Annotated in this window: 18 protein-coding genes and 1 riboswitch; of the genes, 9 read left to right on the forward strand and 9 right to left on the reverse strand. The window is 67.4% G+C overall.

Features of this window, described 5'->3' with window-relative positions; translation table 11 throughout:
• Positions 1-13: 13 nt before the first annotated feature.
• Entirely contained in the window at positions 14-1,459 is a 1,446-nt protein-coding gene (ahcY, locus tag E5P2_RS23035) for an adenosylhomocysteinase (RefSeq protein ID WP_162569463.1), read from the reverse strand.
• A 72-nt stretch (positions 1,460-1,531) separates the two neighbouring features.
• Positions 1,532-1,601: riboswitch (S-adenosyl-L-homocysteine riboswitch) on the reverse strand.
• 229 nt (positions 1,602-1,830) lie between these two features.
• Here ahcY and E5P2_RS23040 point away from each other — a divergent pair.
• Both E5P2_RS23040 and E5P2_RS23045 read left to right on the forward strand, forming a co-directional pair.
• Entirely contained in the window at positions 1,831-3,459 is a 1,629-nt protein-coding gene (locus E5P2_RS23040; RefSeq protein ID WP_162569464.1) for a peptide chain release factor 3, read from the forward strand.
• A complete protein-coding gene (locus E5P2_RS23045; protein ID WP_162569465.1) occupies positions 3,459-4,265 on the forward strand; it encodes an HAD-IIB family hydrolase in 807 nt (268 codons plus the stop codon). Before E5P2_RS23040 ends, E5P2_RS23045 begins: the two co-directional genes overlap by 1 nt.
• Here E5P2_RS23045 and E5P2_RS23050 read toward each other — a convergent pair.
• The 3 genes from E5P2_RS23050 to E5P2_RS23060 all read right to left on the reverse strand — a co-directional run bounded on the left by E5P2_RS23050 (position 4,262) and on the right by E5P2_RS23060 (position 7,156).
• A complete protein-coding gene (locus E5P2_RS23050) occupies positions 4,262-5,320 on the reverse strand; it encodes a dihydrodipicolinate synthase family protein (protein ID WP_162569466.1) in 1,059 nt (352 codons plus the stop codon). The genes E5P2_RS23045 and E5P2_RS23050 overlap by 4 nt on opposite strands.
• Positions 5,307-6,380, reverse strand: coding sequence for an NAD-dependent epimerase/dehydratase family protein (locus E5P2_RS23055; RefSeq protein WP_197908545.1), 1,074 nt, complete (start codon positions 6,378-6,380; stop codon positions 5,307-5,309). Before E5P2_RS23055 ends, E5P2_RS23050 begins: the two co-directional genes overlap by 14 nt.
• Before the next feature lie 101 nt (positions 6,381-6,481).
• Complete coding sequence (locus tag E5P2_RS23060; RefSeq protein ID WP_162569467.1) at positions 6,482-7,156, reverse strand: TetR/AcrR family transcriptional regulator; 675 nt, start codon at positions 7,154-7,156, stop codon at positions 6,482-6,484.
• 203 nt (positions 7,157-7,359) lie between these two features.
• Between E5P2_RS23060 and E5P2_RS23065 the strand changes: the two genes are divergently transcribed.
• From E5P2_RS23065 to E5P2_RS23090, 6 genes are all read left to right on the forward strand, one after another.
• Positions 7,360-9,480: a hydantoinase/oxoprolinase family protein gene (locus tag E5P2_RS23065; protein ID WP_162569468.1), complete on the forward strand. Its 2,121-nt coding sequence runs from the start codon at positions 7,360-7,362 to the stop codon at positions 9,478-9,480.
• Positions 9,477-11,213, forward strand: coding sequence for a hydantoinase B/oxoprolinase family protein (locus tag E5P2_RS23070; protein WP_162569469.1), 1,737 nt, complete (start codon positions 9,477-9,479; stop codon positions 11,211-11,213). The genes E5P2_RS23065 and E5P2_RS23070 overlap by 4 nt, the downstream gene beginning before the upstream one ends.
• 36 nt (positions 11,214-11,249) lie before the next feature.
• Positions 11,250-12,251, forward strand: coding sequence for an ABC transporter substrate-binding protein (locus E5P2_RS23075; RefSeq protein WP_232080808.1), 1,002 nt, complete (start codon positions 11,250-11,252; stop codon positions 12,249-12,251).
• A gap of 25 nt (positions 12,252-12,276) precedes the next feature.
• Positions 12,277-13,050 carry an ABC transporter ATP-binding protein gene (locus E5P2_RS23080; protein WP_232080809.1) on the forward strand — a complete coding sequence of 258 codons (774 nt, stop codon included), beginning with the start codon at positions 12,277-12,279 and terminating at the stop codon, positions 13,048-13,050.
• Positions 13,051-13,054: 4 nt separating this feature from the next.
• Positions 13,055-13,852, forward strand: a complete 798-nt coding sequence (locus E5P2_RS23085; protein ID WP_162569471.1) for an ABC transporter permease — start codon at positions 13,055-13,057, stop codon at positions 13,850-13,852.
• 132 nt (positions 13,853-13,984) lie between these two features.
• On the forward strand, positions 13,985-14,275 hold the full coding sequence (locus tag E5P2_RS23090) for a DUF1330 domain-containing protein (protein ID WP_162569472.1): 291 nt from the start codon (positions 13,985-13,987) through the stop codon (positions 14,273-14,275).
• A 56-nt stretch (positions 14,276-14,331) separates the two neighbouring features.
• On the opposite strand, the gene E5P2_RS23095 is transcribed toward E5P2_RS23090, so the two are convergent.
• Entirely contained in the window at positions 14,332-15,495 is a 1,164-nt protein-coding gene (locus E5P2_RS23095; protein WP_162569473.1) for a dipeptidase, read from the reverse strand.
• A 64-nt stretch (positions 15,496-15,559) separates the two neighbouring features.
• On the opposite strand from E5P2_RS23095, the gene E5P2_RS38375 reads away from it, so the two are divergent.
• The gene (locus tag E5P2_RS38375; protein WP_232080931.1) at positions 15,560-16,078 is read left to right on the forward strand and encodes an NYN domain-containing protein; all 519 of its coding nucleotides are present in this window, start codon (positions 15,560-15,562) and stop codon (positions 16,076-16,078) included.
• Positions 16,079-16,453: 375 nt separating this feature from the next.
• Here E5P2_RS38375 and E5P2_RS23105 read toward each other — a convergent pair whose 3' ends face one another.
• The 4 genes from E5P2_RS23105 to uvrA form a co-directional block, all read right to left on the reverse strand.
• Positions 16,454-17,620 (reverse strand): serine hydrolase domain-containing protein, encoded by a 1,167-nt coding sequence (locus E5P2_RS23105; protein WP_162569474.1) that lies wholly within the window; start codon positions 17,618-17,620, stop codon positions 16,454-16,456.
• Between the two features lie 368 nt (positions 17,621-17,988).
• Complete coding sequence (locus E5P2_RS23110) at positions 17,989-18,636, reverse strand: TetR/AcrR family transcriptional regulator (RefSeq protein ID WP_162569475.1); 648 nt, start codon at positions 18,634-18,636, stop codon at positions 17,989-17,991.
• A gap of 65 nt (positions 18,637-18,701) precedes the next feature.
• Positions 18,702-19,748, reverse strand: coding sequence for a histone deacetylase family protein (locus E5P2_RS23115; RefSeq protein WP_162569476.1), 1,047 nt, complete (start codon positions 19,746-19,748; stop codon positions 18,702-18,704).
• Positions 19,748-25,648 (reverse strand): excinuclease ABC subunit UvrA, encoded by a 5,901-nt coding sequence (uvrA, locus tag E5P2_RS23120; protein WP_162569477.1) that lies wholly within the window; start codon positions 25,646-25,648, stop codon positions 19,748-19,750. Before uvrA ends, E5P2_RS23115 begins: the two co-directional genes overlap by 1 nt.
• Positions 25,649-25,717 lie beyond the last annotated feature (69 nt).

Consider the following 25,717-nt stretch of genomic DNA (forward strand, 5'->3'; position numbering starts at 1 on the left):
GCGAGTGGGCGTTTCAGTAGCGGTAGGTGTCCGGCTTGTACGGGCCGTTCTTGTCGACACCGATGTAGGCCGCCTGCGCATCGGTCAGCTCGGTCAGCATCGCGCCGACCTTCTTCAGATGCAGGCGCGCGACCTTCTCGTCCAGGTGCTTGGGCAGCACGTAGACCTTGCCGGCATGGTAGGCGTCGGGCTTGGTGAACAGCTCGATCTGCGCGATGGTCTGGTTGGCGAACGACGACGACATCACGAAGCTCGGATGGCCCGTGCCGCAGCCCAGGTTCACGAGCCGGCCCTTGGCCAGCAGGATGATCTTCTTGCCATCGGGGAAGGTGATGTGGTCGACCTGCGGCTTGATCTCTTCCCACTCGTACTTCTCAAGCGAGGCGACGGCGATCTCGTTGTCGAAGTGGCCGATGTTGCAGACGATCGCCTGGTCCTTCATGGCGGCCATGTGCTCGTGGCGGATCACATCGCGGTTGCCGGTGGTGGTCACGAAGATGTCGGCCTTGTCGGCCGCGTACTCCATGGTCACGACCTTGTAGCCTTCCATCGCGGCCTGCAGCGCGTTGATCGGGTCGATCTCGGTCACCCACACCTGCGCGCTCAGTGCGCGCAGCGCTTGCGCCGAGCCCTTGCCGACGTCGCCATAGCCAGCCACGCAGGCCACCTTGCCGGCGATCATCACGTCGGTCGCGCGCTTGATGCCGTCGACCAGCGATTCGCGGCAGCCGTAGAGGTTGTCGAACTTGCTCTTGGTGACCGAGTCGTTGACGTTGATGGCTCGGAACAGCAGCGTGCCCTTGGCGCTCATCTCGTTGAGGCGGTGCACGCCGGTGGTGGTCTCTTCGGTCACGCCGATGATCTCGGCCGACTTGCGCGTGTACCAGGTTGCGTCGAGCGCGAGCTTGGCCTTGATCGCGGCGTAGAGGATGCGTTCCTCGTCGCTGGTCGGGTTGGCGAGCACGCCCTGGTCCTTCTCGGCGCGCTGGCCCAGGTGCATCAGCAGCGTGGCATCGCCGCCGTCGTCCAGGATCATGTTCGGGCCTTCGCCCTTCGAATCCTTGGCGCCGAATTCGAAGATGCGGTGCGTGTAGTCCCAGTAGTCCTCGAGCGATTCGCCCTTGATCGCGAACACCGGCGTGCCGGCGGCCGCGATGGCGGCGGCGGCATGGTCCTGCGTCGAGAAGATGTTGCACGAGGCCCAGCGCACGTTGGCGCCGAGCGCCTGCAGCGTCTCGATCAGCACCGCGGTCTGGATCGTCATGTGCAGCGAGCCGGTGATGCGTGCGCCCTTGAGCGGCTGGCTCTTGGCGAATTCCTCGCGGATCGCCATCAGGCCGGGCATCTCGGTCTCGGCGATGCGGATTTCCTTGCGGCCCCAGGCAGCGAGCGACAGGTCGGCGATCGCCTGATCGGCGCTGGCCACGGGAGAAGATGCGGATTTGAGAACGGCGCTCATGAAAACTCCAAAACAAGTTTGAGTGATGCCACTGCCTTCGGGGATGACCGGAGAGGGACTCACCGCGAGAACAGCGGGTGAGCGTGGTTGCGATGATGGTCCGAGCCTCACGCCTGATGGCGCTGCAACGCTCCTCGGAGCGCGCATTTTAGCGCGCCCGGATGGGCCGTGTGGTCAGCAGCGGCTCCCGGATCGGCCTGGACTGCGTCGCCCTCCCCCAAACTCCACCGCCACCATGCTGGCCGGGCGCAACGGCTTCCAGCCGCCGCCGTGAGCGCGCGGTGCCCGCGGCACGCGCGAGGGGCGCTCGGTAAAATCGCTGGTTTTGCCTCGACTGCCCGCGCCCGTGAGCGCGCATCGCGTTCACTTCCATGACCTTCGCCTCCGAAACCCGCCGCCGCCGCACCTTCGCGATCATCTCCCACCCGGACGCCGGCAAGACCACGCTGACCGAGAAGCTGCTGCTGTTCTCCGGCGCGATCCAGATCGCCGGCTCGGTCAAGGCGCGCAAGGCCACGCGGCACGCCACTTCCGACTGGATGGAGATCGAGAAGCAGCGCGGCATCTCGGTCGCCTCCTCGGTGATGCAGATGGTCTACCGCGACCACGTCATCAACCTGCTGGACACGCCCGGCCACAAGGACTTCTCCGAAGACACCTACCGCGTGCTGACCGCGGTCGATTCGGCGCTGATGGTGATCGATGCCGCCAACGGCGTCGAGGCGCAGACGCGCCGGCTGATCGAGGTCTGCCGCCAGCGCGACACACCCATCATCACCTTCGTCAACAAGATGGACCGCGAGGTGCGCGAGCCGCTCGAGCTGCTCGACGAGATCGAGCGCGAACTCGGCATGCCCTGCGTGCCGATGACATGGCCCGTCGGCCAGGGCAAGTCCTTCGGCGGCATCATCAACCTGCGCACCGAAGTGATGACCGTCTTCGAATCGGGCAGCGAGCGCCTGCCGCAGGATTTCGACGCCATGCCGCTGACCGATCGCGACGCGCTGCACAAGCGCTTCGGCCGCGAGTTCGACACCGCGATGGAAAGCATGGAACTCGCCACCGGTGCCTCGCCCACCTGGGACCGCGAGGCCTTCCTGGCCGGCAGGCAGACGCCCGTGTTCTTCGGCTCCGGCGTCAACAACTTCGGCGTGATGGAAGTGCTCGATGCATTGGTGGACCTCGCGCCGCCGCCGCAGTCGCGCACCAGCACCACGATGGTCAATCGCCAGCCGGTGGTGAAGGAAATCCAGCCCGAGGACAAGGATTTCGCCGGCGTCGTGTTCAAGGTGCAGGCCAACATGGACGCCAACCACCGCGACCGCATCGCCTTCGTGCGCATGGCATCGGGCCGCTACACGCCGGGCATGAAGCTCAAGGTGCAGCGCACCGCCAAGGAGCTGCGCCCCACCAGCGTCGTGACCTTCATGAGCCAGCGCCGCGAGGCGGTCGAGGAAGCCTACGCGGGTGACATCGTCGGCTTCACCACGCACGGCGGCGTGCAGCTCGGCGACACCATCACCGATGGCGCGTCGCTGCAGTTCACCGGCCTGCCCTTCTTCGCGCCCGAACTCTTCATGACCGTGATCCTGAAGAACCCGCTGCGCACCAAGCAATTGCAGCAAGGCCTGGCGCAGCTCGGCGAGGAAGGCGCGATCCAGGTGTTCCGGCCCGAGGTCGGCGGCCCGATGCTGCTGGGCGCGGTCGGGCAACTGCAGTTCGAAGTGGTGCAGCACCGGCTCAAGTCCGAGTACGACGCCGACGTGCGGCTCGAAGGCTGCCAGTACACCGGCGCGCGCTGGATCACCGCCGATACGCCGGCCGAGCTGCGCGCCTTCGTCGATGCCTACCCGGCTCGCATGGCGCGCGATGCGGCCGACACGTTGGCCTATCTCTGCACCTCGCCCTACGACGTGCGGCTGGCGCAGGAGCGCTTTCCGAAGATCCACTTCCATCCGCTGCGCGAGCATGCGGGCCTGGCGCTGCAGACCGCCGGCTGATGAAGACACTCGCCCAATGGCCGCTCGCCGCGCGGCGCGGACTGGTCGGCCTGTTCACCGACATCGACGACACGCTGACCACCGAAGGCGCGATCACGCCCGATGCGCTGCAGGCGCTGGCCGGCATCCGCGCGGCGGGTCTGCACATGGTCGCCATCACCGGCCGGCCCGTCGGCTGGAGCGAAGTCTTCGCCGCGACGTGGCCCATCGATGCGATCGTTGCCGAGAACGGCGCCGTCGCGCTGGTGCCTTCTGACAGCGGCATGCTTTCCAAGCGCTACCAGCAGGATGCAGCGACCCGCGAACGCAATTTCGCGCGCATGCAGGCCGTGCTGGCGCGCATCGAGCGCGAGATCCCCGGTGCGCGTCGCGCCACCGATTCAGCCGGCCGCGAATGCGACATCGCGATCGACCACAGCGAGTTCGTGCAGCTCGACGATGCGCAGATCGCCGCCGTCGTCGCGCTGATGCGAAGCGAAGGCATGCACGCCACCGTCAGCAGCATCCACGTCAACGGCTGGTACGGCGAGCACAACAAGCTCGAAGGCGCACGCTGGATCGTGCGCGAGCTCTGGGGCCGCGACCTCGACGCCGAGATGGATCGCTGGGCCTACGTCGGCGACTCGACCAACGATGCGCTGATGTTCGAACGCTTCGTGCACAGCATTGGCGTCGCCAACGTGCGCCGCTTCGAGGCAGCGCTGTCGCATCGGCCGCGCTATGTCGCGCCGAGCGAGCGTGGTGCGGGCTTCGCCGAAGTGGCGGCCGCGGTGCTCGACAGCCGCGCCGGACCCGGCCGAGCCTAATCGGCGAGCCAGCGCGACAGGTTGGCCTTGACGAAGTCGTCGTCGGCCAGATCGGCGTGCAGCGCGCAGACGCGATCGATCTCTTCCTTCTGCCCCGGGCTCAAGCCCTCTTCGGGATCGAGGCACCAGATGCCTTCGAGCAGCCCCTGACGCCGCAACACCTCGTGGCAGCCCGCGATGCAGCCATGGAAGGCATTCGCGACATCGAAGAAGGCGCTGTTGCAGTCGGTCACGCGGCTGTCGAGCGCGAGCAGATCCGCCTCGATCGCGCGGCCGCTGTCCGCTGCGGCCTGACAACGCGCAAGCATGCGCACCGCACCCGAAGTCCAGACCGACCAGTGGCCCAGCAGCCCGCCGCGAAAGCGCACCGTCACCGGCGCACCGTCGCGCATCGCCGTGAACGGCGTCACCAGGTCGAGCACGATATGGTCGTCGTTGCCGGTGTAGAGCGTGACGCGCGACTCGGCGCGCGCGGCCACCACGCCGCGCACCACGTCCAGCGTGCGGTAGCGGTTGAAGGGTGCGACCTTGATCGCGACCACGTTCCCGATCGCGGCGAAGCGGGCCCAGAAGGCCGCGCTCAGGTCCATGCCGCCGACAGCCGGCTGCAGGTAGAAGCCGATCAGCGGGATCTCGGCCGCGACCGCTTCGCAGTGCGCGATCAGCGCGTCCTCGCCCTCGCCTTTCATCGCCGCCAGGCTCAGCAGCCCGGCCTGGTAGCCGAGGCCGCGCGCGAGCTTCGCTTCGCTCAGGGCCTGCGGCGTGCGCCCGCACACGCCCGCGACCATCGCGAGTTCGCGCTGCGGTGTGACCCATGCGCGCGCGGTGTCGATCGCGAGCCGCAGCACCGGTTCATACAGCCCGAGCTCGCGGATCGCGAACTGCGTCGTGTGCACGCCGACCGCCAGCCCCCCGGCGCCGGCATCGAGGTAATAGCGCGTCAGCGCACGCTGGCGCCGCGGGTCGAGCCGGTGCTGCGCGTCCAGCGCGAGCGGGTGCGCAGGGATCGCAAGCCCGCGTGCGAGCAGCGCACGGATGTCGTCAGAAGGTGCCATCGCGCACCTCGAACTTGGTCGGCTTGCCGAGGCTCGGGCCACCACTGCGAACCCAGTCGGCCACCCAGTCGAGCATCGCGCCCAACGGCACCAGCGGATAGCCGAAGAGGCGCGCGGCCTCGGTGGTGTCGGACAGCAGCGCGGTCGAAGCCTCCTGCCCGGTGATCTCCACGGTCACGCCGAGGCGCGCCGCGAATTCGCCGGCCAGCCAGCGCACCGACAGCGTCTCGGGACCGGTGCAGTTGATCGGCGTCGGCGGCACCGTGCAATGCCGCAGCGCGCGCAGCACCTGCGCATTGGCATCGCCCTGCCAGATCACGTTGACATACCCCATGGTCACATCGACCGGCTCGCCGCGATGCACCTTGGACGCGATGTCGAACAGCACGCCGTAGCGCATGTCGATCGCGTAGTTGAGCCGGAACAGCCGCCCCGGCGTGCCGTGCTTGGCGCCGAAGTACTCGAACATGCGCTCGCGCCCGATGCACGACTGCGCGTACTCGCCGACCGGCCCGGGCAGCGTGCGCTCGCTGGCGCCCTGGCGGCCGACGGTCGTCAGCGGATAGACGTTGCCGGTCGAGAAGCTGACGATGCGCGCATCGCGAAAGCTGTCGGCCACCAGCGCCGGCACGTGCGTGTTCATGGCCCAGGTCAGCGCCTGGTTGTCCTTGGCGCCGAACTTGTGGCCGGCCGCGAACACGATGTGGGGCACGCGCGGCAGCGCCGCGATGGCTGCGCGGTCGAGCAGGTCGCAGGCGATGGTCTCGATGCCCCAGCCCTCGAGTCGCTCGCGCACGCGCGCATCGCTGAAGCGCGCGACGCCGATCACGCGCTTGTGCGGCGCGGCGCGCTTGGCCAGCCGGGCCAGCGTCGGGCCCATCTTGCCGGCGACGCCGAGGATCATCAGGTCGCCCTCGATCTGCGCCAGATCGTCGACCAGCGCCTGGCTCGGACGTGACAGGAATTCATCGAGCGCCTCGACCGAGTCGAAGCGCGTCGGCAGGGCGGTGGGGTCGAGCAGCGGCGTGTCTGGCTGGCTCGGTGAGGAGGATGTCGGCATCGAAGAAACCTCGGCGTTCAGGTCGATGCCGATCAGCTTAGGAGGGTGGCCGGGCATTGTCAACCGTTTGGTTGAATTCCAGCTGAGCGAGCCGATCGACGTCAGGGAGAAGGAGCCGGCTGCCTCTGCCCGTAGCACAGATAGCTGATTACCATCTCGGTCGCGTGATGCAGGCGCGCCTGGATGCGTTCCGGCGTACCCAGATCGACATCGAGCACATAGGACAGCGTGTAGCGGTTGGTGATGAAGTACGAGCCCAGCCCCGAGATCGACACGTAGAGATCGACCCAGTCCGCGTCACTGCGGAACACGCCCTGTTGCTTGCCCTTCTCCAGCACATGAGCAAGCGCCGTGCGCAGCGGATTGAACATCGCACTGATCTGCTTGGACTTGCGGATGTGCTTGGCCTTGTGCAGGTTCTCGGTCGACAGCAGCTGCAGCAGATCGGGCTGGTCGATGAAATGCTGGATGGTCTTGGTCACCAGCTCGCGCATGTCCTCGACCGGGTTGTCGCCGCCGAGCGCGAGTTCATTCTGCCGGTCGCGCATGGCGCCGTAGGCGTGCTCCATCACTTCGATGAACAGGGCTTCCTTGCTCGCGAAGTAGTGATAGACGAGGTTCTTGCTGATCTTGCAGCGCGCCACGATGGCATCGATGCGCGCGCCGTCGTAGCCGTGCGCGGCGAACTCCTTGCTCGCGATCTTGACGATGCGTTCGCGGGTGGCCTGCGCGTTGCGCGGCCGGCGCTTGGGGCCGGCGACCTTGGTTTCTGTCATGGCTTCACCGGTCTCCTTCGGGCTGCGCCCAACCCGGCCGCGCGAGTTTAGCGGCCCGGTTCTTCACTGCGGAAAACTCGCGTTGACAAACCGCCATTCCATCTCCTATATTTCGCCCACTATTGGACTAGCCAGTTAGTTAGTTCGATGATCGATGGACCAGATTATCAACCAGCCGCGAGGCAAGTGAAACGGAGTAGGGGATGAACTTGACCCAGCACGCCCCCGGAGGCGTCCGCGTCGGATGCGACATCGGAGGCACCTTCACGGACATCGTCCTGGCCCTGCCCGACGGCAGGCTGTTCGTGAACAAGACCTCGACCACGCCCGACAACCTGGGCCAGGCGATCGTCGACGGCCTCGGTGCCCTGATCCAACAGGCCGGCGTGGCGCCCGGCGACATCACCGAGATCGTGCACGGCACCACCACCGCCTCGAACACGATCCTGCAGAAGGTCGGCGCGCCGACCGGCGTGCTGACCACGGAGGGCTTTCGCGACGTGCTGGAGATCGGCCGCATCCGCACGCCGACGATGTTCGACCTCGGCTGGTCCAAGCCCGAGCCGCTGGCCACGCGGCGCTGGCGCCGCGGCATCCGCGAGCGCATCGATGCGCAGGGGCGCATCGTCACCGCGCTGGACGCGGCGCAGCTGCTCGCCGAGACGCAGCAGCTGGTGGACGAGGGCGTGAGCTCGCTCGCGATCTGCTTTCTCAACAGCTACATCAATCCGGCGCACGAGCTCGCGGCCAAGGCGCTGCTGCAGCAGCATTTCCCGCAGCTGCTGCTGAGCGTCTCGTGCGAAGTGCTGCCCGAAATCAAGGAGTACGAGCGCACCAGCACGACGGTCGTCAACGCCTACATCCTGCCGGCCATGCGCACCTACCTCGCGCGTTTGCGCGACGACCTCACGCGCATGGGCATCACGGCCTCGCTGCAGGTGATGGCGTCCAACGGCGGCATGATGGGCCTCGCCTCGGCCAGCGACAAGCCCGTGTTCGCCGTGGCTTCGGGGCCGGCGGGCGGCGTCGCCGGCGCGGTCGAGATCGGCGCGCTCGGCGGCGACGCCGACCTGATCGTGTTCGACATGGGCGGCACCACCGCCAAGGCCTCGATCATCGCCAACGGCCAGCCTTCGCTGACCAATGAGTACGAGTTCCGCAACGGCATCAGCGCGCCGAGCCGCTTCGTCAAGGGCGGCGGCTACGTGCTCAAGGTGCCGGCGATCGACATCGCCGAAGTGGGCGCCGGCGGCGGTTCGATCGCGTGGATCGATGCCGGCGGTTTGCTGTGCGTCGGTCCCGAGTCGGCGGGGGCGCACCCGGGCCCGGCCTGCTACGGCAACGGCAACCCGCACCCGACGGTGACCGACGCCAACATGGTGCTCGGCTACCTCAATCCCAAGGCGCTCGCGGGCGGCAGCCTGAAGGTGTCGCCCGAACTGTCGATGGCCGCGATCGAGCGCGACGTCGGCCGCCCGCTCGGGCTCGACCTGCTGGCCGCCGCGCACGGCGTGCGCCAGCTCGCCAATGTCAGCATGGCGCGCGCGATCCGCGCCGTCACGGTCGAGCGCGGCCGCGATCCGCGCGAGATGTCGATGATCGCCTTCGGCGGCGGCGGTCCGCTGCATGCGGTCGCGGTGGCACGGCTGCTCGGCATCCGCCGCGTGATCGCGCCGATCATGGCCGGCGTGTTCTGCTCCGCCGGCATGCTGTCGGCCGATGCCGAGCACAACTTCGTCAAGGCCGTGCTGCGGCCGCTCGCGGATTGCGCACCGGCCGAGATGGGCGCGATCGCGAACGCGCTGGCCGACAAGGGCTACACCGTGCTGGCCTCCGAAGGCTATCCGCCGGAAGACGCGAGCGCCGTCCTGGCCGCCGATCTGCGCTACCTGGGCCAGAGCTCCGAACTCACGGTGCCGCTGAAATCGGCACGTTTCGATGCCGAGGTGGTCGCGCAGCTGACGCGCGACTTCCAGGCGATGTACCAGCAGACCTTCGGCTACAGCAGCGACGAGCCGCTGGAGCTGGTCAACCTGCGCGTCGCCGCGCGGGGCCGCAGCAAGCACCGGCTCGACTTCGCCCACTGCCAGGTCGATGCGACCGCGCTGCAGGGCGAGACCACCACCCGCCTCGTGAGCTTCGCCGCCGGCGAAGCGCCGGTGATGACGCACGTGGTGCCGCGCGCCAGCATCGGCGCCGACGCGCAGCAAGGCCCGCTGGTGATCGAGTCCTACGACACCACCATCGTTGTCCCGCCGCACTGCAGCGTGCGTTCGGACGCGATCGGCAACATCATCATCGACCTCGAGGAGTCAACGCAATGAGCATCGCCATCGACCCGATCACCTTCGCCGTGATCAAGAACGCCATGGACTCGATCGTCGACGAGGTCGCCTACACCGTGCTGCGCACCGCGCGCTCGGAGATCGTCAAGGACGTGATGGACTACTCGGCCGCGATCTGCGACCGCGAGGGCCGGATGATCGCGCAGGCCAAGACCATCGCTCTGCACTTGGGCGCGATTCCCGAAGCGATGGCCGCGGTCAACGCGCGCTACGGCCATGACCTCGCGCCGGGCGATGCGGTGATCGTCAACGACCCGTACCAGGGTGGCATGCACCTGCCGGACATCTTCATGTTCGTGCCCTTCTTCTACCAGGGCCAGCTCGAAGGCTTCTGCGTCGTGATCTGCCATCACACCGACGTCGGCGGCCGCGTGCCGGGCTCCAATGCCAGCGACTCGACCGAGATCTACCAGGAAGGCCTGCGCATCCCGGTGGTCAAGCTCTACGACGCCGGCCGTGTCAACGACATCATGGAGCGCGTGATCGCGCAGAACGTGCGCGTGCCAGACCGCGTGCTCGGCGACCTGCGTGCGCAGTACGCGGCCTGCCAGGTCGGCGTGCGCGAACTCACGAACCTGCTCGACCGCTACGGCCGCGAGAGCGCACGCGCCTACTTCGCCGAACTGCTCGACTACGCCGAGCGTCTGACCCGCGCCGAGATCCGCACCTGGCCCAAGGGCACCTTCACCTTCGAGGACTTCATCGACGACGACGGCCTGTCGCCCGAGCCGATCCCGATCCGCGTCGCGCTGACGGTGCACGAGGACCACGTGAGCGTCGACTACACCGGCTCGTCGCCGCAGGTGCGCGCCGCCATCAATTCCACGCGCTCGTACACCAACTCCTGCACCTATCTGAGCGTGCGCTGCGCGCTCAAGGGCGACGTGCCGAACAATGCCGGCGTGTTCCGCTGCGTCGAGATCCACGTGCCCGAAGGCACGGTGCTGAACCCGGTCGAGCCGGCCGCTGTCGCGGCACGCGCGCTGACCGGCTACCGCGTGTTCGACACCATGCTCGGCGCGCTCGCGCAGGTGGTGCCCGACCGCATCCCGGCGGCGGGCGAAGGCGGCAACACCGTCGTCTGCCTGTCCGGCAAGCGCGACGACGGCAAGCCCTACATCATCGTCGACATGGTCTGCGGCGCCTGGGGTGCGCGGCCGCATGCCGACGGTGTCGAGGCCATCACAAACGCATCGCAGAATCTTTCCAACACGCCGGTCGAGACGCTGGAAGCGCAGCACCCGGTGCGCGTCGAAGCGTACGAACTCGAGCCCGACACCTGCGGCGCCGGCCGCTGGCGCGGCGGGCTCGGCATCCGGCGCAGCTACCGCGTGCTCGGCGACGACGTGCTGCTGCAACTGCGTGCCGACCGCATGAAGTTCCGGCCCTACGGCCTCGACGGCGGCGAGCCCGCATCGCCGGCCTCGAACATCCTCACGCGCGGCGATGTCGACGAATCGCTGCCGAGCAAGATCGGCGTGCAGATCGCACGCAACGACAAGGTGACGCACATCCAGCCGGGCGGCGGCGGATTCGGCAATCCCTTGCTGCGCCCCTTGACCGAGATCGAGAAAGACGTCTGGAACCACAAGCTGAGCGCGGCCTTCGTGCGTCAGCACTACCTCGCGGTCGTCGATCCGGACACCGGCAAGGCCGACGCGGCTGCCACCCGGGCCCTGCGCGACGAGCATGCCGCCGCCCTCCCCGCCTGACGCTTCCCACCCCCAACCTGCAACCGGAGAATCACAATGAAGAGAAGGACCCTGAGCACCGGCCTGGCAGCCATGATCGCGCTGCCCGCCCTTTCCCTCCGCAACGCGCCGGCGCGCGCGCAAAGTGCCGCGAAACTGCGCGTGAAGCTGGACTTCTCGCCCTGGGGCATGCACGGTGCGATGCATCTGGCGCTGCAGAAAGGCCTGTTCAAGGCGCAGGGCCTGGACGTCGAAGTGCAGGACGGCACCGGCACCATCTCTACCTTGCAACTGCTGTCGGCGGGTCAGGCCGACATCGGGCAAGTCGCGCTCGGCACCATGGCGGTCGCGAAGGAGAACGGGCTCGACCTGATCTCGGTCGCGGGCTTCGCGCGCACCGGCGACCTCGCCGTGCTGATGGACCAGTCGCAGGGCATCCAGAAACCCAAGGACCTCGCGGGCAAGAAGATCGTCTGCTTCACGACCAGCCCATGGGCGCCCTTCATCGAGCCCTTCCTCAAAGCCAACGGCATGAGCAAGAGCAGCATCGAGCTGGTGATGGTCGCGCCGAGCGCGATGATCTCGACCTATGCCTCGGGCAACAGCGATGGCTTCATGTCGCAGGCGCCCTTCGGCCAGCCGATGGTGCTGAAGACGCGCAAGGCCTCGGCGCTGCTGCTCGGCGACAGCGGTATCAGCTTCCCGAGCTACGGCCTCGCGCTGACACCCAAGACGCTCGAAAGCAAGCGCGAGGCGATCGGCAAGTTCGTGCAGGTGCAGGTCAAGGCCTGGCAGTACATCTACGACGGCCACGTGGACGAGGCGGTGGCCGCGATCGTGGCGCAGCGGCCGAATGCGAAGCTGGATCCCGACGTGCTGAAAGGCCAGATCGTCGCCTACCGCGCCTTCTTCGAAAGCCCGAGCAGCAAGAACCTCGCCTTCGGCCTGCAGACCGACGCCGATTGGGCCGCGGCCATCAAGTCGATGGAGCAGACCGGCCAGATCAAGCCCGGCCACAAACCCTCGGACTACTACACCAATGCGCTCCTATCCGTCTGAACCCGCACCCGCGAGGAGCACTGCCGTGTCCGCCTTTCTCGAGATCGAGCGACTCAACAAGATCTACAAGTCCGAGCGCAAGCCGATCCACGCGCTGCAGGACATCGATCTGCACATCGAGGAAGGCGAGTTCGTCAGCATCGTCGGCCCGAGCGGCTGCGGCAAGAGCACGCTGATGCGCTGCATGGCCGGCCTCGAACCGATCAGCACCGGCCGGCTGGCGCTGCACGGCAAGGCCATCGATGCGCCGCCCGCCGACATGGGCGTGGTGTTCCAGCGCGACCTGCTGCTCGAGTGGCGCAACATCCTCGACAACGTGCTGGTCGCGGCCGAGTTCCACGACCTTGACCGCCGCCAGCACGAAGCGCGTGCGCGCGAACTGCTTGGCCTGTTCGGGCTGTCGGCTTTTCTCGACCGTTTTCCACGCGAGCTCTCGGGCGGCATGCGGCAGCGCGTCTCGATCTGCCGCGCGATGTTGCTCGACCCGCAGCTGCTGCTGATGGACGAACCCTTCGGCGCGCTCGACCCGTTCACGCGCGACGAACTCAACGTCGAGCTGCAGCGGACTTGGTTGGCGACGCGCAAGACCGTCGTCTTCATCACGCATTCGATCAGCGAGGCGATCTACCTCGGCGGCCGCGTGGTGGTGATGGCGCGCGGGCCGGGCCGCATTGCCGACGTGGTCCCTATCGAACTCGAGCGCCCGCGCGGCCTCGACATTCGCGAGACGGCGGAGTTCGCCGCCTACGTGGCGCGCATCCGCGACACCTTCCGAAACGTCGGCATTTTCAAGGGCTGAGAACATGAAAACCCTCTGGGCTCGCACCGCGCGCAGCTGGCAGGCGATGATTACGACGCTGGTGCTGCTCGTGATCTGGGAAGTCTGCGTGCGCACGCTAGGCATCCGCGACTTCCTGTTGCCGGCGCCTTCCAAGATCATCGGGCAGTTCTTCGCGCAGCCGGGCTACCTGCTGCTCGAAAGCCTGGACACGCTGCGCACCACGATCTACGGCTTCGCGCTCGCGCTGGTGCTCGGCGTGGCGGCGGCGATAGGCATCGTGTACTCGAAGTTTCTCGACCGCACGCTCTACTCGTTGCTCGTTGCGCTCAACGCCGTGCCGAAGGTCGCGCTGGCGCCGCTGTTCGTGATCTGGATGGGCACCGGCACCCTGCCGAAGGTCGCGATCGCGATGCTGATCGCGATCTTTCCGATCCTGATCGACACCGTGCTCGGCCTGCGCTCCACCGACCCCGACATGCTCGACATGGCGCGCGTCAACCATGCCTCGCGCGCCAAGATCCTGTGGAAGATCCGCTTTCCGAACGCGCTGCCCAGCCTCTTCGCGGGCATGAAGGTCGGCGTGTCCTTCGCGCTGGTCGGCACCATCGTCGGCGAGTTCGTCGCGGGTGAAGCCGGGCTCGGCCATGTGATCCTGGTGGCGCAGGGCGGCTTCGACACCTCGACCGTGTTCGTCGCGCTGATTCTGCTGTGCATCCTCGGCGTGCTGCTGTTCAAGGCGATCGAGATCGCGGAGGCGCGCTACCTGGTCTGGCATGCGTCGCAACGCGAGCGGCCGGAACTGAGCAGCGCATCGGCCTGAAGCGATCGAATCGAACGACGAATCCGAGCGCCCAACGAAAGTTCGGCGTTCAAAATATGATGGCGCTCGCGAGCGCCACCCGGTGGCCTCGGATTGTTCGATGACGCAGCAGCAGCAAAGAAAGAACTCACCATGGCTAAAGCCTATTGGATCAGCGCCTACCGTGCCGTCAAGGATGCCGACAAGCTGGCGGCCTACGCCAAGCTCGCCGGCCCGGCCATCAACGCCGGCGGCGGGCGCTTCCTGGCGCGCGGCCTGCCGGCCAAGACCTATGAACACGGACTGTCCGAACGCACCGTTCTGATCGAGTTCGACAGCGTCGCGCAAGCCACGGCGACGCATGACAGCCCCGCCTACAAGGCCGCGCTGGACGCGCTCGGCGACGGCGCCGAACGGGATATCCGGATCATCGAAGGCGCCTGAGTACGCTTGTCGCGCATGCCGCCGCAGGCAGGCATGGCGAGACACCGGGCGATGCGTCAGACGCTGATCGCCTTTTTCAGCACGCGCGCGTAGTTGCCAATGCACACGTCGTGCAGTACGGACGCGGGAATGTTCCGGCGCGCCAACGAGTCCGCCACGGCGCGCAGGTCGACATAGCGCTTGAACACGGCGTCGGTGCCGGCACCTTCCATGTCGGTCCCGAAGGCCACGCCTTGCGGTCCCAGCAGGTCGACCATTCGAAGGATCTCGTCCGCGTAGGTCTCGGCGTCCCGCACGTGGTACGCGGGATCGGAATGCACGCGCACGGTCCACAGACCCACGACGCCGCCATGCGCGACGATGCGGCGCGCCTGGTCCGGCGACAGCGCACGCGCGACGTTGGGCCAATCGCGCCAACTGCCGCCGCTGCGGCTGATCCACGAGTGCGACCAGATCATCGTCGCATCGCTGGCCGCGAGCGCCGCATCGACGAACGACGGCGCGGAATGCGCGAGATCGACCAGCACGCCGAGGCGCTTGCATTCCTGGATCACCTTCAGCGTGACGTCCGGCAGGCCCAGGAAACGCGGTGCCTCGGTCTGCAAATCGCCGAGTGGCGACTCGATGAAGTGCACCAGCTGCAGATGGCGCAGGCCCATCGCATGCGCAAGCGCCACGCGCTCGGGCTGGCCCTCCAGGAAGTTCGCGGCCTCCGAGGCCATGACGATGTGCGGTTCGCCGCGAAGCGCAGCGTCGATGTCCGATGCGGAGAGTGCCTTGGGCAAGTTCCATTGGCGCAATGCGTCGTCGTATCTTGTGACGCGTCGCTGGAAATAACTCCAGAGTTGTCCCGGTTCGGGTTGTCGAATCTGCTTGATGCCTTTGGGGGTCGTTCGAGTGAACGGAGTGTCGTCGACCAGGGCCCAGGCGACGAGCGTGACCCCCGCCTCGTCCATCTCGTTGCGCAGGTTCAGGACCGGATCTCGGCTGAACATGGTGGCGTGGGAATGCATGTCGGCAATGAGCTGGCGCTGCGGCTGCTGGGCCAGGGTGCGCTGCAGGGGGAATGCGGTGGCCAAGGCCCAGAGGGCGACGCTGCGGCGGCGCGGGGAAAAGCAGCGAGCGTTCATGAGCGGGCGATGGGACAAGCGGTCGGCCACTATATGGCGAACATGGCAATGAATGTTCTGGTCGCCCGCGTTGCGCGATAAGGGTTTCACATGTTCACCCTGCAAACATCGGCCATGAAAATCAAGGCACCTTCATCGGCACGCCATTCAGCCCATCCAGCAGTTCGCCTATACGCAGGGAAAGAACTCGACCGACTCCGCGTTCATCATCGATGCAATGGATCTCCTCTACGCGGGCAATGTCGACGGCTTCTGCCTGGTGTCGAGCGACAGCGATTTCACGCGTCTCGCAACTCGGCTCAGGGAGGCCGGCAAGATCGTGTACGGGTTGGGCGAACGCAAGACGCCTGAGCCATTCATCGCAGCGTGCGACAAGTTCATCTTCTTCGAGGTCTTGAAGCGGTCCGCTGAAGCCACAGTCCTGCCGCAAGTTTCGGATGTGCCGGACCTCAAGGAGTTGCTGACGCACGCCATTCGCGAAACTGCCAGGGATAGCGGCTGGGCTCGGCTCTCCACGGTGGGCGGCCTTGTGAGCAAGATGCACACATCGTTTGATCCGAGGAACTATGGGTTCAAGAAGCTCAGTGAACTCGTCCGCGCTCAGCCCTATCTCGATGTAGTCGATGCACCGGACGCTACTGGATTTGTGCACGTGGAAGTGCGCTCGAAATGAAGCCCTGCCCGAAGGCCAAGCGTCTATCCCCCGGCTGATGCCGAACCGACCTCCGCTTCAGACTGATCTGAGTCATTCGTGCCCGGTGGCCCAAGCGGTCGCTGCGATCATCACCGGACTTTCGGCGGGCAGCGGCTCGTATGACCGCAGCGCCCCCGAAACCGGGTACTCAAGGTGGCGCGGTCATGGTCTGGTCGTGAATGTCAGGTCGGGGGCGGAACCAACGGGCACTTCCGACCCAAAGCGGATGTAGCGAGTGCAGCGTGGACCATCGCCAAGCGGCCAGTCACCGCAGTACGCGTTTCGCGAAGATCGCTCGGTGTTTCGCGGTTCATTGAAGCGCTGACAGCGCGGACGCCAGTCACGGTATCCGAGTCACCGGGACGGTGAGATAGCCTGCAGCACATCGTTGAACACGCCGTACTGCACCTTGAATGCCTGCGGGCTGTAGTCCTGGTAGTAGCCTGCCGTCACGGCGACGACGAGATCGAGCTCGGGCACGATGCGGATCGATTGCCCGCCTCGACCGAGCGCACCGATCCAGCGGACTATCCGTCGGTGCGCAGCAGCATGGCCGCTCCACCAAAGGTAGCCGTAGTCCTGCTCGTCCGTCGCCTTGATGAACGATGCGGTGGAAGCGTCGATCCAGCCCTTCGACACGATCTGGCGTCCATCCCAGCGGCCGCCCGCCAGCACGAGCTGTCCGATCTTCGCCATGTCCCGCGGACGCATGCGAAGGCCACCGCCGGCGTCGCTGTCTCTTCCCATTCGGCTCCATTCTTCGCCCGAGATGCCCAGGGGCTCCAGCAGGCTCGCTCGCGCGAACTCGTCGAGCGGTCTGCCGGTGGCCCGATGCAAGATCGCTGATACAAGCGCCAGCGCGCCGGTACTGTAGAAGAACTGCTGCCCCGCCGCCGCCACAGCTCGGCGTGTGAGCACGTAGCGGCACGGATCGCCCGAGAAATACATCCGCGTTTCGTCGTTCGCGAGATCGCCGGTCGCGGGCGTCGACTCGATCCATTCGAGGCCGAGCGTCATGCTGAGCGCGTGCCGCAGCAACAGGCGATCCGATTCCGGCGTTCGCAGGTCTGCGAGTTCGGGGAAGAAGCTAAGGATTGGCTCGTCGACGTCCTGGATCAGCCCCCGGTCGATCGCGATGCCGACGGCGAGCGACGCGACGCTCTTCGTCGCTGACTTCATTGCATGGCGCGTGTTGGCGTCGAAGACGACGTTCTCCACGCGGCTGCCGAAAAAGCTGGTCGGCACCTGATCGCTGCCTCGCAGGTAGCGCTCGAAGACGAGCTTACCGCGATGCACGACGAGCACGGCGTGGATGTTCGCGCCCGAAGCAGCAAGCCGATCGGCCATCTTGCTGAGTGCGGTGGTGTCAACGAGCTTGTCGTCGTCGCCCGCGGCGATGTTCCAACCGTCGTCTCGCGAGGTTGTCGCGGCGAAGCCTTCGATCGGATATGCGCGAGCTGACCCGCCGAGTGAGGCAAGCGCATTGCCAGCAAAAACCAAGGTGAACTCACGGCGCTTCATGGCACGTTGACTGCGGAAGGTGCACCGATCTTAAGCGGCGAAGGCTGTTGCGTCGATTGCCTGCTCGTCCCAGTGAGCGATCCCATACCGCCTTGAAATGGGACTGGAGCATCTCCGAAGCACCCGTTCGCGATTGACAGCTTGTGGCCGTTAAGAGTCAGCAGTACCTTTCAGACCGGCCGGTGGCGTAGTGACCGCCGCGAAGGTTCGATGGCCGCTTCGTGGCCGAGACTGTGAACATGAGGGACCAAGGACGACCGGCTGGACACGCTGCGAAGCCGCCGTCGTCTGCCGCCTCAAAGCGCCCAACGCCGCTTTGCTGCCGCTGGCCAGCGCCGTCTCCGCCAGCACCAAGACACCTCCAACCCTCAAGGCCGCAACCCCGCCATCGCAAACGCCACCACATGCCGCCGATAGCCATCGACCGCCTTCCCCTCCCCCAGATCCCGCCCGAAGATCGACGACAGCGTGAGCCGATTGGAGAAGAAGAAGTACGACATCCCCGCCACCGAGATGTAGAACTCCACCGGATCGATCCCCCGCCTGAACACCTTCGCCGCAATCCCGCGCCGCAGCGTCTGCGCAATCAACTCGATCAACGGCGAGTTGGTCTCCCGAATCGCGCGCGAGTCGCGCACATGCATCGCGCCGTGCGCGTTCTCATGATTCAACAGTCCGATGAAATCCGGATGCCGCGCCAGGTAGTCGAAAGAAAAGCCGATCAGCGCCGCCATCGCCTCGGCCGGCTGCATGTCGCCGAGCTTGAGTTCCTTCTCGAGCGAACGGATCTCGGTGTAGACCTCTTCCAGCGCCGCGCGGTACAGGTCTTCCTTGCTGCCGAAGTAGTAGTAGATCAGCTGCTTGTTGGCGCCCGCGCGCGCGGCGATCTCGTTGACGCGCGCGCCCGCCAGGCCCTTGGCCGCGAACTCGGCGCGCGCCGCGGCGAGGATGGCCGTGCGGGCGGCATTCGGGTCGCCCTCTGTGGGCGCGGCGGCGGTGGAGCGGCGGGTGGGCATGCGTGGGCGGCGCTTCGCTTGGGTCGAAGTGCGCGGATTATCCGCGCGCCCCGCATGCGGGCCGTTCAGCCCGCGTGCTGCATGAACCCGTCCAGCACATTGACCGCATTGGTGCCGACCTCGGCCACCGCATAGCCGCCCTCGAACACGAAGACGGTAGGCAGCCCGGCGCGCGCGAGGTCTTCGCCGATGTGCAGGTAGTCCGGCGTCGCGAGTGTGAAGCCGGCGATCGGGTCGCCTTCGAAGGTATCGAGCCCGAGCGACACCACCATCGCGCCGGGCCGGAAATCCGCGATGCCGCGCAGCGCGCTCGCGAGCGCCTCGCGCCATGCAGCGAAGCCCGTCCCGCGTGCCAGCGGCAGGTTGCGGTTGAAGCCTGCACCCGCACCGGCGCCGCGCTCGTCGGCATAGCCGAGGTAGTGCGGGTACTCGGTGTGCGGATCGCCGTGCAGGCTGGTGAACTGCACGTCGGCGCGCTCGTAGAAGATGGCCTGCGTGCCGTTGCCGTGGTGGTAGTCGATGTCGAGCACCGCGACGCGTTCGACGCCGGCATCGCGCAGCGCCTGCGCCGCGATGGCCGCGTTGTTGAGAAAGCAATAGCCGCCGAAGAAGTCGACGCCTGCATGATGGCCCGGTGGCCGCGTGAGCGCGAAGGCCGCGCGTTCGCCTGCGAGCACGTGCTGCACGGCCGTGAGCGCGCAATCGGCGCCGGCGCGCGCGGCGGTCCACGTGCCCGAGGTCAGCGGCGATCCCGCGTCGTACGAGAACAGACCGAGCCGCGCCGCAAAGCTTGCGGGCAGCACGTCCGAACGGAAAGTGCGGATCGGCCAGTACGACGGCAGCGCATCGCGCCCCGCGTTGGCCGGATCGATGGCGACCCATTCGTCCCAGGCCTTCGACAGGAAATCGAGATAGCGCGGCGCATGCACCCGCGCGATGGCCGCATCGTCGAACGCGGCCGGCGCATCGATCGCCCCGAGCCCGCGCGCCTTGAGTTCGCGCAGCACATGATCGACGCGTGCCGGGATCTCGAAGCACGGCATCAGCTCGCCACGGAACATCTCCACCTTGCCGTGGTGCAGCGCGTGCCGGTCGTTGTAGATGGTGCGCATCAGGCTTCCCGGCGAATCGGCTCCGCCGCCTCGCGCGCGGGCGGCATGCGCAGCACGTGCGCGCTGCCGGCGCGTGCCAGCACCGGCCCCAGCGCGACGCCCGTGTGCGTGCCCAGTTGCACGACTTCCTCGGGCGGCGCCGCGGCGACCACGCGCCCGCCGCCGTTGCCGCCTTCGGGCCCGAGATCGATCAGCCAGTCGGCTTCGGCGATGACGTCGAGGTCGTGCTCGATCACGACCACGCTGTGGCCGCCGTTGACCAGCCGGTGCAGCACGTGGATCAGCTTCTCGACGTCGGCCATGTGCAGCCCGACCGTCGGCTCGTCGAGCACGTAGAGCGTGTGCGGCACCTTGTTGCCGCGCCGCGTGATGTCGTCGCGCACCTTGCTGAGTTCGGTCACGAGCTTGATGCGCTGCGCCTCGCCGCCGCTCAGCGTCGGCGAGGGCTGGCCGAGCGTGAGATAGCCCAGGCCCACGTCCTTGAGCAGCTGCAGCGGATGGCTGATGTGGGGCATGGCGACGAAGAACTCGACCGCCTCGTCGACCTCCATCTGCAGCACGTCGCCGATGCTCTTGCCGCGCCAGCTGACGGCCAGCGTCTCGGGGTTGAAGCGCGCGCCGTGGCAGACCTCGCACGGCACCTTGACGTCGGGCAGGAAGCTCATCTCGATGGTGCGAACGCCGGCGCCGTCGCAGCCGGGGCAGCGGCCCTCGCCGGTGTTGAAGCTGAAGCGCGCCGGGCCGTAGCCGCGCGCCTTGGCCTCGAGCGTGTCGGCGAAGAGTTTGCGGATGGTGTCCCAGAAGCCGATGTAGGTCGCGGGGCAGCTGCGCGGCGTCTTGCCGATCGGCGTCTGGTCGACCTCGAGCACGCGGTCGATGGTCTCGTAGCCGTCGACGCCGCTGCAGCCGACCCACTTCGGCCGCTTGCCGGCCGCATCGGCATCGCGACCGGCTTTGGTCGTGCGCTGCACGACGATCGCGTAGACGTTGGCGAGCAGCACGTCGCGCGCGAGCGTCGACTTGCCCGAGCCGCTGACGCCGGTGACCGCGACCAGCCGATGCAGCGGCAGCGGCACCGTGACGTCCTGCAGGTTGTGCAGGTCGGCGCCGCGCACCGTGAGCCAGTCCGGCGATCCGGGCTCGGGCAGCGGCACCGGGCGCCGCGCCTGCAGCGGATGCTTCATCGCATCGCGCAGGTAGCGGCCGGTCTGCGAATCGGCGGCGCGCTCGATGTCGGCGACGCTGCCCTCGGCCACCAGCCGGCCGCCGCGCTTGCCGGCGCTGGGGCCGATGTCGATCACATGGTCGGCGCGGCGGATGGTGTCCTCGTCATGCTCCACCACCACCAGCGTGTTGCCCTTGTCGCCGAGCTTGTGCAGCGCGTCGAGCAGGATCTGGTTGTCGCGCGCATGCAGGCCGATGGTCGGCTCGTCGAGCACGTAGCACACGCCCTGCAGGTTGCTGCCGAGCTGCGCCGCGAGCCGGATGCGCTGCGCCTCGCCGCCGCTCAGGGTCGGCGCGCCGCGGTCGAGCGTGAGATAGCCGAGGCCGACCTCTTCGAGGAATTCGAGCCGGCTCTTGATCTCGGGCACGAGGTCGCGCGCGATCTCGCCCTGGCGGCCGGTGAGCGCGATCTGCTCGAACCAGATGCGGATGTCGGTGACGCTCATGCGCGCCAGCTGCGTGATGCCGATGCCGCCTTCGCCCCAGGCCTCGCCCGCGACACCGCCACCGCCGAACATCACGGCGCGCGCCGTGGCGTTGAGCCGCGTGCCCTCGCAGGTCGGGCACACCGCGTCAGCGACATCCTCGACCTCGGGCTCCGCGAAGGTCTGCTCGCGGCCGCGGTTGTCGTCGCCGAGCACCGAGTCGTCGAACACCTTGCGCTGCTCCTTCGTGAGCTTGACGCCGGTGCCGACGCAATCGGGGCACCAGCCGTGCTTGCTGTTGTACGAGAAGAGGCGCGGGTCGAGCTCCGCATAGCTGGTGCTGCAGACCGGACAGGCGCGCAGCGTCGAGAACACATGGGCGCGGCCGATGCCGAGCGTCGGCGCGCCGGCCATCATCGCGCCGCGCAGGCCGGTGAGATCGCTCATCACGTGCACCACGCCCTTGCCGTGTTCGAGCGCCTTGGTCAGCGCCTGGCGCAAGGTCGTTTCTTCGGACGGCAGCACGTCGAGGCTCGCGACCGGCAGCTCGATGCTGTGTTCCTTGAAGCGGTCGATGCGCGGAAAGCCGGTGGTCGGCAGGAATTCGCCGTCGACCCGCAGGTGCGTGTAGCCGCGCGGCCGCGCCCAGTCGGCCAGCTCGGTATAGACGCCCTTGCGGTTGCTCACCAGCGGTGCGAGCAGGCCGATGTGCTGGCCCTTGAAGTTCTTCATGAGCTGCGCCGCGATGCTGTCGGGCGTCTGCGGCTGCACCGCGGCGCCGTCGTGGATGCAGTGCTGGATGCCGAGCTTGACGTACAGGAGCCGAAGGAAATGCCAGACCTCGGTGGTGGTGCCCACGGTGCTCTTGCGCCCGCCGCGCGACAGGCGCTGCTCGATCGCGACGGTCGGCGGAATGCCGTAGACCGCATCGACCTCGGGCCGGCCCGCCGGCTGCACGATGCTGCGCGCATAGGCGTTCAACGATTCGAGATAGCGGCGCTGGCCTTCGTTGAACAGGATGTCGAAGGCCAGCGTCGATTTGCCCGAGCCGCTGACGCCGGTCACCACGCTGAACTTGCCGCGCGGGATGTCGACCGTGAGGTTCTTGAGGTTGTGCTCGCGCGCATTGACGATCTGCACCGCGTCGCGCCCGGCCACCGGCTGCACGCGCGCGGCATACGAACGCGCCGCGCGTTCCGCCACCTTGTAGGCGCCGGGGCCGACGGCCAGTTCGTAGTCGGCCAGCGCCGCGCCGGTGAGCGAGGCGCGGTTCTCGCGCACCTGCTCGGGCGTGCCGACCGCCACCACCCGGCCGCCGCCCTCGCCGCCTTCGGGGCCGAGGTCGACCACCCAGTCGCTGGCGCGGATGACGTCGAGGTTGTGCTCGATCACGACCAGCGAATGCCCGGCATCGAGCAGCTTGCGCAGCGCACGCATCAGGCGCGCGATGTCGTCGAAGTGCAGGCCGGTGGTCGGCTCGTCGAACAGGAACAGCGTGCCCTTGCGCGCCAGCGGCTGCCGGCTCGAACTGCCGTTCTTCGCCGCCTCGGCGAGGAAGCCCGCGAGCTTGAGCCGCTGTGCCTCGCCGCCGCTCAAGGTGGGCACGGGCTGGCCGAGCTTGACGTAGTCGAGCCCGACATCGACGATCGGCTGCAGCACGCGCAGCACCTCGCGGTCCATCTCGAACACCGCGGCGGCCTCGGCCACCGTGAGGTCGAGCACGTCGGCGACGTTGAAGCTGCGCGCGGCGCGCTCGATCGTGACCTCGAGGATCTCGGGCCGGTAGCGCTTGCCGTCGCAGTCGGGGCAGCGCAGGTAGACGTCGGACAGGAACTGCATCTCGACGTGCTCGAAGCCCGAGCCGCCGCAGGTCGGGCAGCGGCCGTCGCCGCTGTTGAAGCTGAACTTCGAGGCCGTGTAGCCGCGCTGGCGCGAGAGCGCGGCGGTCGCGAAGATCTCGCGGATCGCATCCCAAGCGCCGACGTAGCTCGCCGGATTGGAACGCGCGGTCTTGCCGATCGGCGACTGGTCGACGAAGACCACGTCGCTCAGCAGATCGGCACCGAGCAGCCGGTCGTGCGCGCCCGGCGTTTCGGTGGCCTTGCCGAAATGGCGCATCAGCGCGGGCGCCAGCACATCCTGGATCAGGGTCGACTTGCCCGAACCGCTGACGCCGGTGATGCAGACCAGGCGCGCGAGCGGCAGCTCCACGGTCGCGTTCTGCAGGTTGTGCTCGCGCACGCCTTCGAGGATCAGCCGCGGCGTGTTGTCGGTGACCATGCGGCGAAAGCCCATGCCGATCTGCTTGCGTCCGCCGAGGTACTGACCGGTCAGCGTGTCGGCATCGCGCAGCGCATCGGTGCTGCCGTCGAACACGATCTGCCCGCCGCGCACGCCGGGCCCCGGGCCCATGTCGATCACGCGGTCGGCGGCCAGCATCACGGCCGGGTCGTGCTCGACCACCACCAGCGTGTTGCCTGCGTCGCGCAGGCGCAGCATGGCCTCGGTGATGCGGTTCATGTCGCGCGGATGCAGGCCGATGCTGGGCTCGTCGAGCACGAACAGCGTGTTGACCAGCGAGGTGCCGAGCGCGGTCGTAAGGTTGATGCGCTGCACCTCGCCGCCGCTCAGCGTGCGGCTCTGGCGGTCGAGCGTGAGGTAGCCGATGCCGACGTCGTGGAGGTAGCGCAGGCGGGTGGTGATTTCTTCGAACAGCAGCTTGAGGGCCTGGGTTTCGCCGTGGGAGATCGACGCGGGACCCTCACCCCCGCCCTCTCCCGCAGGCGGGAGAGGGAGCAAGCCCGCCTGGCCCCCTCTCCCGCCTGCGGGAGAGGGTTGGGGTGAGGGCTGCTGCCCATCGAAGAAACGCCGCAGTCTTTCGATCGGCAACATCATCAAGTCGTGCAGGCACAGCCCCGGCAACGCCTCCAGCTGCGCACGCGACCATTTCACGCCCACCGGCATGAAGCGCTTCGCCGGATCGAGCACCGCATCCGCGCCTTCCTTGCCGCCGATGCGCCACAACAGGCTTTCGAGCTTGAGCCGCGCACCCGCGCAGGTCGGGCACGGCGTGTAGCTGCGGTACTTCGACAAGAGCACGCGGATGTGCATCTTGTAGGCCTTGCTCTCCAGGTAGCCGAAGAAGCGGCGCACGCCATACCACTGCTGGTTCCACTTGCCCTTCCAGTTGGGCGAGCCCTCGATCACCCAGGCCTGCTGCTCGGGCGTGAGCTTGTTCCAGGGCGTGTCGCGCGGGATGCCGGCCGTCTCGGCGTGGCGCATCAGGTCGTCCTGCGCTTCCTTCCAGGCGGGCGTCTGGATGGTCTTGATCGCGCCGGCGCGCAGCGTCAGCTTGTCGTTGGGAATCACGAGGCCGAGGTCAACGCCGATCACCCGGCCGAAGCCGCGGCAGGTCTCGCAGGCGCCGACCGCGGAGTTGAAGGAGAACATCGACGGGATCGGATCGGCGTAGCGGATGTCGCTCTCGGGGCAATGAAGGCCCGTGGAGAATTTCCAGATCTCGGGTGATGCGCTTTCGTCAGCCGGCAAGGCATACACGGTGAGCCGCCCGCTGCCGCGCTTGAGCGCGACCTCGATCGCCTCGACCACGCGCGCGCGTTCGGCGCCGGCGATGCGGAAGCGGTCGGCCACCACGTCGAGCACCTTGCGCGGCCCGGTCGGCGTCGCGATCTCGCGCTCGGCCTGCACGCGCGTGAAGCCGCTGGCGGACAGCCATTGCGTGACCTCGTCGGCCGTGGTGCTCGCAGGCAGCTCGACCGGGAAGGTGAGCACTACGCGCGGATCGCCCGCGACCGCCGCGCGCGACGCCAGTTCCGCATAGATCGAGTCCGGCGAATCGTGCCGCACCGGCAGCGCCGTCTCGCGATCGAACAGCTGTGCCGCGCGCGCGAACAGCAGCTTGAGGTGGTCGTTGAGCTCGGTCATCGTGCCGACGGTCGAGCGCGACGAACGCACCGGATTGGTCTGGTCGATCGCGATGGCCGGCGGCACGCCTTCGACCTTGTCGACGGCCGGCTTGTCCATGCGGTCGAGGAACTGGCGCGCATAGGCCGAGAAGGTCTCGACATAGCGCCGCTGGCCTTCGGCGTAGAGCGTGTCGAACACCAGGCTGGACTTGCCCGAGCCGCTCGGGCCGGTGACCACGGTCATCTCGCCGGTGCGGATGTCGAGATCGAGGTTCTGGAGGTTGTGCTGACGTGCACCGCGAATCCGGATGGAGCCCTGTGTCATGAATGCCTTGGGGGTGGGGCAGACATTCTAGGAAGGCCGGGCGACACATTCGTGCACGACATCACATGG

The organism is Variovorax sp. SRS16, assembly GCF_901827165.1.
In the GTDB taxonomy this organism is placed as follows: Bacteria; Pseudomonadota; Gammaproteobacteria; order Burkholderiales; family Burkholderiaceae_C; genus Variovorax.